Here is a 9,751-nt window from a genome sequence, read left to right as displayed (position 1 = left end):
GCCGCCGGAGATGCTTCAGGCGCAGATCATGGCGGCGGCCAGCCTTGGGCCTATCGGCTCGGTGAAAATCGGTATGCTGCCGAGCGTTGCGGCGGCGACGCTTGTCGCCGACCTTCTCATGCAGATGTGTCCCGATGCGCCGATTATTCTTGATCCTGTGTTGAGCGCCAGCGCGGGCGGGGTTTTGCACGATGCGTCCGCAGGTGTGGCAGGATTTGGTCCGCTGTGGCAGCGCGCAAATTTGGTGACGCCCAATCTGCCCGAGGCGGGCTTTTTGCTCCAGGTGCCCGAAGCTCCCAATCGGCGTGCGATGGTTGCACAGGCTCAGGCATTGGTGCAAACCGGAACGCAGGCGGTTTTGCTGAAAGGGGGGCATTTGCCCGGTGATGCGGTGGCCGATTATCTCATTAGCCCGACTAACACGCGCTGGTTTAGCGCGTCCCGCTTACCCGGCGCGCGGCGCGGAACGGGCTGCGCTTTGGCCAGCGGGATTGCGGCGGGACTCGCCCAAGATCTAACCATGCCCGACGCGATTTTGCGCGCCCGGCGTTGGTTGCGGACGGGCTGGGCGAAGACTGCGGAGGCGGGTGGCTGAGGATGCTGTTGCAGGTAGAGGGTGTCGCGGCAGGGTATGGCGAAGGTTCAATTCTGTCGGAGATTTCGTTCAGCCTCGCCGCCGGTCAGGCAATCGCCCTATTGGGGCGCAATGGCGTTGGGAAAACCACGCTGCTGAAAACGATTCTGGGACTGACCGGGCTCCGCGCCGGGCGGATCACCTGGGGCGGGGCCGATATCAGCCGCTGGTCGCCGGAACGCCGCGCGAGCGCCGGGATCGGCTGGGTGCCGCAGGAGCGCGGTATTTTTCGCTCGCTCACCGTGCTGGAAAACCTAACGGCGGTCGCCCGGCCCGGCCCCTGGACGCCGGAGCGGGTGTTCACCCTGTTCCCTCGCTTAGCCGACTATCGCCGCCGGGGAGGCGAAGAGCTTTCCGGGGGTGAACAGCAGATGCTCGCCATCGGGCGGGCGCTGGTGCTGAACCCGGCCCTTTTGCTTCTGGACGAGCCAACCGAAGGGCTAGCCCCGGTGATCGTGGACGATGTGATGCGGGCGCTGACGAGGCTATTCCGCACCGAAGGCATGGCGGGGATTATCGTCGAGCAGCACGCGCGCAAAATCCTTCCCATGACCGATCAGGCGATTATTTTGGAGCGGGGCCGCATTGTACATCGGGCGACGAGCGCTACACTGGCCGAAGATGCTCCCACGCTCGCGCGGTATTTAGGCGTGGGTTAGCGGTGCCGTGCGGTCGCTATCCTGGCCGATGGCACTTAATTGCTTTTGCAGTGCAAGCCTGTCGAGGGATGCAAGCGGTAAGGCTGCGAAAACCGAAATACGCCGCCGAAGTTGTTTGAAAGCGGTTACGAAGGCAGCTTCGCACTGAAGCTCATTTCCCGTTACCGCTGCCGGATCATCTACGCCCCAATGGGCCGTCATGGGCATGCCCGGCCAAATTGGGCATACTTCACCGGCGGCATTATCGCAGACGGTGAAGATGAAATCGATCTGCGGTGCGCCGGGGGCGGCGAATTCATCCCAACTTTTGGAGCGTAGTCCTTCGGTTGGATAGCCCTCGGCTGCAAGAAGTTTCAGCGCAAGCGGATGAACATGGCCCTTGGGTTGGCTTCCAGCCGAAAAGACCTGAAATCGTCCACCCCCCTCATGCCTCAAGATACTTTCTGCGAGAATAGAGCGCGCCGTGTTGCCGGTGCACAGAAACAGTACAGTGAACGCACGAGACATGATGCCTCCTAGCAGGTTTTTGGGTGACACGGCGAGGCGGAGAGAGCCGAGAGAATGGAGCCGCAGAGCGCAGCTTCGCCTTGGCAGCAGTCGGTCAAAAGAAACAAAACCAAGCCCTCAACACTGGCCAAGTGCGCGCGGTAACGAATAACGCGCCCGTCGCGGTTGGCGGTCACAAGATCGGCGCGCGCCAGTAAACCCAAGTGGGTTGAGAGCGTATTTTGCGGAACATCAAGGAGGCGGGCCAACTCGCCAGCGGGCAGCCCATCGGGTTCGTGCTGAACCAGCAACCGAAACGCGGCGAGGCGCGTTTCTTGGGCGAGGGCCGACAGGGCTAAGAGAGCGACGTTATTTTCCATATATCGAGAATTACAGAAATATATGAATCCGTCAAGGCCGACCTGCTCAGACCGCCCTTAGTTGCGGTGATAGAGCTTAGCAATTGCCGCACTATGCCGTTCGAACACGGCCAAAAGATACGGATCGAACTGTTGCGGACGGGTGCGATTATCGCCACCAAGGATGATTCGCATCGCGTGATCATGCTCCATGGCGTGCTTATAGGACCGGGGCGAGCGGAGCGCGTCATAAACATCGCAGAGGGCGACAATCCGCGCTTCCTGCGGCACGGCATCGCCGATCAAGCCGTGCGGATAGCCCGAACCATCGTGGGCTTCATGATGATAGCGCGCCACGATCGCCGCTAACCCGAAAGGCTCACCGCCATGGGTTTCGAGCAACTCGGCCCCAAGGGGCGCGTGGTTGCGGATATGATCCAAATCCGCGCTCGAAACATCCCGTCCTTTTCCAAGAATTGTCGGATCAAGCCGGGTTTTGCCAACGTCGTGCAAAACGGCGGCTTCGGCGAGACGCTCCAACCAACCGCTATCCTCTTGCCCCGCGTGATGACCGAGGAAAGCGGTGAGTGCGCCAAGGCGGCTGCTGTGTTGGCGTAGGGCAACATCCTTAACAAAATGGGGTTCGATCTGCCGCCACAAATTTTGGGGGAGTGCCCCGAAAACCTGATCGCCGAAGTTGGTAATTGTGGGCGCATGATGATCAGCCTCCCACGGAAGCTGCCGTTGTTGGCGATACGGCATTATCCCTCCCTGAGCACTCGCCCACAGCTCAAAGCGTCCGCTTTGGATGTTTGTTGAGGTAGGTACCAAGATATGCTCTTGAGGAGTGTGCACTATTTTGAGCGATAAGATTACTTAAATTGGTCGGGTTGGCAAAAAAAAGGCGCTTTACTGGATATTGTCACGAAACCATGTTTAAATGTTGCTCAAAATTTCCATAATAATTAGCCTTGCGCGCGAAAATGAGCGATTGCTAGGCGCTTCGGGCCGTTAGGGTAATATGGGCACCGAGGTTCGGCACCATGAGGCTTTGCAACTGCGTGACGATTTGAACGGCGTGCTCTCCGCCCAGAACTTCGGCTAAATCGGGGTTTTGCATAGCGATGGCCTCAATCAACCCATCATGCTCATCAACATAGCGCGGTGGCAAGCGGTCATCAAAGCGCCGGTAATAGAGGCGCAGCAGGCGCATGCCCTCGTTCAGCAGGCGGGAGAAAAACTCTGTGTAATAAGGATTCTGCCCAGCGGCGGCGATGGCAAGGTGAAAATCGCGGTTGGTGTGTAGCATCGCCAAAGCGTCTTCGCGCGCAACCGCCTCGGCAAAACGGGCCTGTGCCGCGCTGATGGCATCCAGATCCGCCGCTGTGCGCCGCTCAGCAGCAAGGCGCGTTGAGACGCGATACATTAGCGTCAGCGCGTCCAGATAAGGCGGTAGGCTCGCGAAATCGAGCACGGCGACGATGGTGTTACGGTTCGGCAGGGTTGAGGCGAGGCCTTCCGCCACCAGCCGGACCAGCGCTTCCCGAACGGGCGTGCGTGACGTGCCGAAACGCTCGGACAGGCCGGTTTCGTCCAAGGGGTGGCCGGGCGACAGCGTGAGATTCAGAATATCCTGCTTCAGCGCGTCATAAATGACGGGTGAGGCGGTTCCGCGTGGCACCGGGCTGCGGGGAGAGGGCGCATCGGCCTGCCCGTCATCCAATCTACTCCGCATACACCGCCCTCTTTCACTAGTTTCACGTCGATCCTAACGGAAATCGATGCAGTTTGTCGACAACCCTTGACGGGAGGGGTTGACGGGCGAATTTCGTGAATACAAGATGTCGACATAAATCAAATCCACCTCGGAGGCTCCTTGCGATGTCTGATCCCCGTAAAACCTGGCGCGGCATGTTCCCCGCTGTTACCACGCAGTTTCACGCCGATTTCACGCTGGATCTTGAGGCGACAGGCCGGGTGATCGAAGCGCTCATCCGCGATGGCGTATCGGGCCTCGTCATGTGCGGGACGGTGGGGGAGAATTGCTCACTCACCCGCGCCGAGAAGGGGGAATTGATCGCGTTGGCGGCCAGCACCGCCAGGGGCCGCGTGCCGGTGATCGTCGGCGTTGCCGAATATACGCCAGTCTTTGCGGCGGAAACGGCGAAACTGGCGCAAGCCAAGGGCGCGAACGGGCTGATGGTCATGCCGCCGATGGTCTATCCGGCCAAACCGCGCGAAACCCTGGCGCATTTCCGCACCGTCGCGGCGGCGAGCGATTTGCCGATCATGATTTACAACAACCCGCCCTCCTACCGCACCGACGTGACCCCGGCGATGCTGGCGACGCTGGCGGACGTTGAAACCATCGTCGCCTTCAAGGAATCCTCGGGCGATACCCGCCGTTTGGTCGATGTGCGTAACATGACCGGCGACCGCTTTATCCCGTTCTGCGGTTTGGACGATGTGGTTCTGGAATGCGTCGCGCTGGGTGCCGTCGGCTGGGTGTCGGGCATGTCCAACGTTTTCCCGCGCGAAGGCGAAACCCTGTTCCGCCTCGTCCGCGACAACCGCCTTGCCGAGGCGATGCCGATTTACGATTGGTTCATGCCCCTCCTGCACTTGGATGCGCGCTCGGACCTCGTTCAGTGCATCAAACTGTGCGAGCACATTGTGGGCCGGGGTACCGATCTAACCCGTCCGCCCCGCCTAGCTTTGGATGCAGCCGAACGCGCCGAGGTGGAAGCGATGATGGCAAAAGCGCTCGCTAACCGCCCGGCACTGCCGGATGTGGGCCTGCCGAGCGTTTAAGGAAACGTGAGCGGGGCGGGGCCGGTTCGCCGGTCTCGCCTTTTCGCGTAAGGGGGTTTTTTTCCGAGGCTTTCCCTGGGGTTCGGAGGGAAACCCCCTTAACACCATAGGGAATAGGGGGGCGGATGCGGGTTGTCATCATTGGGGCCGGGATTATCGGCGTCACCACGGCCCATGCACTGCTGGACGCGGGCTGTGCGGTAACGCTGGTCGATCCAGGGGGGATTGCCGCCGGGGCCTCGCAGGGCAATGCCGGATGGATCGCCCATGTGGATATTCTGCCGCTGGCCTCGCCGAAAGCCTGGCGTAATCTGCCCCGCTGGCTGATGGACCCGCTGGGGCCGCTCGCTATTCGCCCCGGTTATCTGCCGAAACTTGCGCCTTGGCTGCTGCGCTTTCTCTGGGCAAGCCGTCCGCAGGCGCTTGCGGCTGGTACGTCCGCCTTAGTCGCGTTGAACGGCCAAGCTTTGCGCGCCTGGGAAGATCGGCTCGCCCGCCTCGGCTTGTCGAACCATCTGCGCCCGCGCGGGCTTATGACCGTTTGGGACGATCCCGCGATAAGTGGCGCAATGGCGATCCTTGCCACGCATCAGCATCGCCACGCGATTCCGGCGCAGCTTTTAGACCGGGCGGTCGTAATCGAGTTGGAACCGGCGTTGGCCGCCGGGGGCGTTGCGGGCGGGCTGTGGTATCCCACGGGGGCGCATGTCTCGGACCCTGCCGATCTTACCCGGGCGCTGGGGGAAGCGGCGCTTGCGCGCGGTGCACGCCTGGTTTTGGCGGAAGCCGATTTTCTGACGGTCAATGCACAAAGTGCCGCCGTGACCCTGAGTACGGGCGAAATCCTCACCGCTGACCGCGTCATTCTCGCCGCTGGGGCCTGGTCGAAGCGGCTTGCAGCGCAGGTCGGCGATGCGGTGCCGCTGGATACCGAGCGCGGGTACAATGTAACGCTCGCTTCGGGCAGCTTGGGCCTGACCCGCCCGGTGCTGTTCGAAGGCCACGGGTTTGTGATTTCACCGCTGGATACCGGCGACCGGCTGGGCGGTGCCGTGGAGTTTTCTGGGCTGAAGGCCGCGCCCAATTATGCCCGCGTTGATGCTCTGATTAACCGCGCGCGCCGCTTTTTGCCCGAAGGCCGGTTCGAGGGCGGCACGCGCTGGATGGGGTTTCGCCCGTCGATCCCTGATTCGCTCCCGGTGATCGGACCCTCGCGCCGCTCACCGTGCGTGTTGCATGCCTTTGGCCACGGCCATTATGGTTTGACGCAAGCCGCCATCACCGCCGAAATCATCGCGGCGCAGGTGATGGATTTACCGACCCCGCTCGATTTGACCCCTTTCTCCGCGCAGAGGTTCTGATATGGCCCGCTCCACGTTTTTCTGTATCGACGGTCACACCTGCGGCAACCCGGTGCGCGTGGTCACGGGGGGCTCGATCCCCGTGTTGAAAGGCGCGACCATGTTCGAGCGCCGTCAGCATTTCTTGGAGGAATTTGATTGGATTCGCCTCAGTCTCATGTTCGAGCCGCGCGGGCACGATATGATGTCGGGCTCGATTCTCTACCCGCCGACGCGGCCCGACTGCGATGTCGCGATTCTCTTCATTGAAACCTCCGGCTGCCTGCCCATGTGCGGCCATGGCACCATCGGCACGGTGACGACGATCATCGAGCACGGGTTGATTACGCCGCGCGAACCGGGGCTGTTGAAGCTCGACACGCCAGCGGGGCTCGTCGAAGCGCGTTACGAAATGAACGGTCCGTATGTTGAGAGCGTCACGCTCACCAATGTGCCGTCCTTCCTGCTGGGGCGCGACTATGCCGTCGATCTGCCGGGCTTTGGGCCTATCAAGGTCGATGCGGCGTTTGGCGGAAATTTCTATGCCATTGTCGAGCCGCAACCGGGGTACGCCGATCTCGACGATTTGCAACCCTCGGAAATCCTGGCGCTGAGCCCCAAACTGCGCACGGCGTTTAATGCGACGCACCAAATCGTGCATCCGACCAATCCGGCGCTGAACAAACTCACCCATGTTCTGTGGACCGGCAAAGCGAAGACGCTCACCGGCACGGCGCGCAATGCTGTTTTCTATGGCGATAAAGCCATCGACCGTTCCCCTTGCGGCACCGGCACCTCCGCCCGCATGGCGCAACTGCACGCCACGGGCCGTTTGGGGGTTGGCGAGGATTTCATTCACGAAAGCATCATCGGCTCCACCTTCACCGGGCGCGTTGTGGCGGAAACCGAGGTGGCCGGGCGTCCGGCGATCATTCCGTCGATTGGTGGCTGGGCGCGGGTGACGGGGCTGAATACGATTTATGTCGATGACCGCGACCCGTTCTGGCAGGGCTTCCAGGTGGCGGACCGGGCTTAGCTCAGGGCGTGGGCTAACGCCCCGGCGGCAATGGCGGCGGCGCTGACGCCGCCGACGATCAATCCCAGCCGGGGCGCCCCCAGAATCCCTGCCATTGTCGCTTTGGAAATCGTGTTCGTCGTTACCGCAATTCCGATGCCGATGGCGGCGGTTTGGACGCTAAGGCTGGTTTCGCTCATCCGGGCGAGGGAGAGGGTGAGCGCGTCAACATCGGCAAGGCCCGAGGTTGCGGCGAGCAAATACAGCCCAGCATCGCCGAATTGGCCGACAACGAGTTTCGCCAGCAGCATGGTGACGGCAATAAACCCGGCAAGTTTCAAGGAAACGCCCAGTTCCAGCGGATTCGTTAGGGTTAGCGCCGTACCAGGGCCAGCGGGGCTGGGTCGCAAGAGCAAAAAACCAGCGGCTCCCAGAAACACCAGCGCCGCCGCCCCGAGCGGCACGGCGAGCGGCGCCAGCAGATCGCGGTTGAGCGCGGCGGCGACGAGGAAGACGCGCGCCAGCATCACCGTGGAGGCCAGCAGAATCCCGCCGGCCAGAACCGGCGCGCCGCTGTCCTTGCCTTTGGAGAGCCGCGCTAGCGTGACCGTCACCGCCGTCGACGACGATAGCCCACCCGCGAGCGCCACGAGGGCAATCCCGCTGCGCTCCCCCAGGAGCCGCACCGCGCCATAGCCAACGAAGGACAGGGCGGCGATGATAATGGCGAGAACCCAAATTTCCGCCGGATTAATCGCACCCCACGGGTCGATTGGATGGTTGGGAAGGATCGGCAGAAACAGAAAGCTCATGGCCAGCAACACAAGGCCCGCCCGGACTTCCTCCCACGTCAGCTTTCGCACCCAGGAATGCAGCGGCTGCTTTAAGGCGAGCAGAATGGTCAATGCTACCGCGCCCGCAATGGCAATCTGGATTACCCCGAGCACGGCATAGGCCCCGAGCGCGAAGGTGAGCAGCCCGGCGATAGCGCCCGTCACGCTATAATTTCGGCTTTCCTGGGCCACGCGCCAGTGAAACGCCCCGAAGACCAGCGCGAAGCCCAGCATCCCCAGGCCCAGAACGGTGGGGGAGGTGAGCGGCACCAAGCCGCCGCAGACCCCGCCGAGGAGGCCTGTGATCGCGTAGGTTCGAACCCCCGCTACCCTGGCCCCCTCCTCACCCGTCCGCGCTTGCCACCCGCGTTCGAGCCCGACGAGCAGGCCGATGGCAAGGGCAATCGCAAAGCGGACGAGGAGGGGATCAAGGGATGGGGTGGGGGGCATCGGCGGCTCACAAACGGGAAGAACCCCTTCTCGGTAGACGGTTTCCCGCCCCGTCACAAGCCGCGCGCGGCTTTAGCCTTTGAGCGCCGCCGCGAGGGTTACGGCCAGCGGCTCCGTGGGCCGACCGATCAGGCGGCTGAGGGTATGGCTATCATCGAACAGTGCGCCGTTCGATGCGCCCGTATCGGAATTGGCCAGCAGTTCGGCAATCGGCTCCGGCAGCCCAGCCCCCAGCAGCGCGCCTTTGAAATCCGCTTCCGGCAGGTTCTGATAGGCGATTGGCTTACCCGTGAGACGGGCGACTTCGGCGGCGAAGTCTGCCAGCGTATAGGCGCTATCCCCGGCCAGTTCATGAACTTGGCCCGCCTGATCCGCTGTGGACGCGAGCACCGCAGCGGCGGCATCGGCATAATCGGCGCGGGGGGCGGAAGAGATTTTCCCGTCACCGGCGCAACCGAAATGCGCGCCGTGCGCCAGAATCGACGGCAGCGAGGCCAAATAGTTTTCCGTATACCAGCCATTGCGCAGCAGGGTGAAGGGCACGCCCGAGGCGGCCAGCGCGGCTTCCGTCTGCCGATGCTCCTCGGCAAGGCCCAGCGGCGAGCGATCGGCGTGCAGCACGCTAGTATAGGCGATCAGCTTCACCCCCGCCTTTTTGGCGGCGTCGATGGCGTTCTTATGATGGGGGAAGCGCTGGCCAAGCTCGCTGGAGGAAATCAGCAGCAGCCGATCCACCCCAGCAAAGGCGGCCTCCAGCGTGGCGGGCTGGGTGTAATCGGCGATATGGGCGGTCACACCGAGGGCCGAAAATTCAGCGGCGGCTTTTTCGGAGCGAACGGCAACGGCGATCTGCGCCGCTGGAACGCTCCTCAGCAGCCGAGCGACAACAAGGCGGCCCAATTGGCCGCTGGCGGCGGTGATAAGAAGGCGCGGGGCGGGGGAGGTCATAGGCGGTTTCCTCTGGTCTCGTTTCGTGAGTAAGCCTAGAATAGAGACCATATACGGCACGCGGAAGGCGGCAGTTTTCGGTGCCCAGGGAACAGCGAAGGAACCCCCTATGCCCGATAGCGCCAATCTTACGACCCGTCTCTGTTCCTGGCAAAAACAAGACTTCAACGCCGCCAACTGCCCCGTGCGCGACGTGCTGGACCAGATTAGCGGCAA

The 9,751-nt window shown here is 62.3% G+C and carries 11 protein-coding genes; 5 read left to right on the top strand and 6 right to left on the bottom strand.

Annotated features, from left to right (window positions below):
* Both ACIQ36_RS14875 and ACIQ36_RS14870 read left to right on the top strand, forming a co-directional pair.
* Positions 1-595, top strand: a 595-nt coding sequence (locus ACIQ36_RS14875; RefSeq protein ID WP_395830658.1) for a hydroxymethylpyrimidine/phosphomethylpyrimidine kinase, incomplete at its 5' end; no start/stop codon positions are given.
* Positions 596-597: 2 nt separating this feature from the next.
* Positions 598-1,293 (top strand): ABC transporter ATP-binding protein, encoded by a 696-nt coding sequence (locus ACIQ36_RS14870; protein ID WP_395830656.1) that lies wholly within the window; start codon positions 598-600, stop codon positions 1,291-1,293.
* On the opposite strand, the gene ACIQ36_RS14865 is transcribed toward ACIQ36_RS14870, so the two are convergent.
* The 4 genes from ACIQ36_RS14865 to ACIQ36_RS14850 form a co-directional block, all read right to left on the bottom strand.
* Complete coding sequence (locus ACIQ36_RS14865) at positions 1,279-1,800, bottom strand: arsenate reductase ArsC (RefSeq protein ID WP_395830654.1); 522 nt, start codon at positions 1,798-1,800, stop codon at positions 1,279-1,281. The genes ACIQ36_RS14870 and ACIQ36_RS14865 overlap by 15 nt on opposite strands.
* 8 nt (positions 1,801-1,808) lie before the next feature.
* The gene (locus ACIQ36_RS14860) at positions 1,809-2,159 is read right to left on the bottom strand and encodes an ArsR/SmtB family transcription factor (RefSeq protein WP_395830653.1); all 351 of its coding nucleotides are present in this window, start codon (positions 2,157-2,159) and stop codon (positions 1,809-1,811) included.
* 57 nt (positions 2,160-2,216) lie between these two features.
* Entirely contained in the window at positions 2,217-2,900 is a 684-nt protein-coding gene (locus ACIQ36_RS14855; protein ID WP_395830651.1) for an HD-GYP domain-containing protein, read from the bottom strand.
* 232 nt (positions 2,901-3,132) lie between these two features.
* Positions 3,133-3,873 carry a GntR family transcriptional regulator gene (locus ACIQ36_RS14850; RefSeq protein ID WP_395830649.1) on the bottom strand — a complete coding sequence of 247 codons (741 nt, stop codon included), beginning with the start codon at positions 3,871-3,873 and terminating at the stop codon, positions 3,133-3,135.
* Between the two features lie 146 nt (positions 3,874-4,019).
* Here ACIQ36_RS14850 and ACIQ36_RS14845 point away from each other — a divergent pair, with 146 nt between their 5' ends.
* The 3 genes from ACIQ36_RS14845 (at position 4,020) to ACIQ36_RS14835 (ending at position 7,325) form a co-directional block, all read left to right on the top strand.
* Positions 4,020-4,949 carry a dihydrodipicolinate synthase family protein gene (locus ACIQ36_RS14845; protein WP_395830647.1) on the top strand — a complete coding sequence of 310 codons (930 nt, stop codon included), beginning with the start codon at positions 4,020-4,022 and terminating at the stop codon, positions 4,947-4,949.
* Positions 4,950-5,074: 125 nt separating this feature from the next.
* Positions 5,075-6,310: an NAD(P)/FAD-dependent oxidoreductase gene (locus ACIQ36_RS14840; RefSeq protein ID WP_395830645.1), complete on the top strand. Its 1,236-nt coding sequence runs from the start codon at positions 5,075-5,077 to the stop codon at positions 6,308-6,310.
* Between the two features lies 1 nt (position 6,311).
* Positions 6,312-7,325: a 4-hydroxyproline epimerase gene (locus ACIQ36_RS14835; RefSeq protein ID WP_395830643.1), complete on the top strand. Its 1,014-nt coding sequence runs from the start codon at positions 6,312-6,314 to the stop codon at positions 7,323-7,325.
* Here the strand turns inward: ACIQ36_RS14835 and ACIQ36_RS14830 are convergent.
* Complete coding sequence (locus tag ACIQ36_RS14830) at positions 7,322-8,587, bottom strand: MgtC/SapB family protein (protein WP_395830641.1); 1,266 nt, start codon at positions 8,585-8,587, stop codon at positions 7,322-7,324. The two genes, ACIQ36_RS14835 and ACIQ36_RS14830, sit on opposite strands and share 4 nt — an antisense overlap.
* A gap of 72 nt (positions 8,588-8,659) precedes the next feature.
* Positions 8,660-9,535 carry an SDR family oxidoreductase gene (locus tag ACIQ36_RS14825; protein ID WP_395830639.1) on the bottom strand — a complete coding sequence of 292 codons (876 nt, stop codon included), beginning with the start codon at positions 9,533-9,535 and terminating at the stop codon, positions 8,660-8,662.
* Positions 9,536-9,751: the final 216 nt, after the last annotated feature.

The sequence above is a fragment of the Elstera sp. genome (genome assembly GCF_044372965.1).
Classification (GTDB): Bacteria; Pseudomonadota; Alphaproteobacteria; order Elsterales; family Elsteraceae; genus Elstera.
This window is presented reverse-complemented; position numbering and strand designations above follow the sequence as displayed.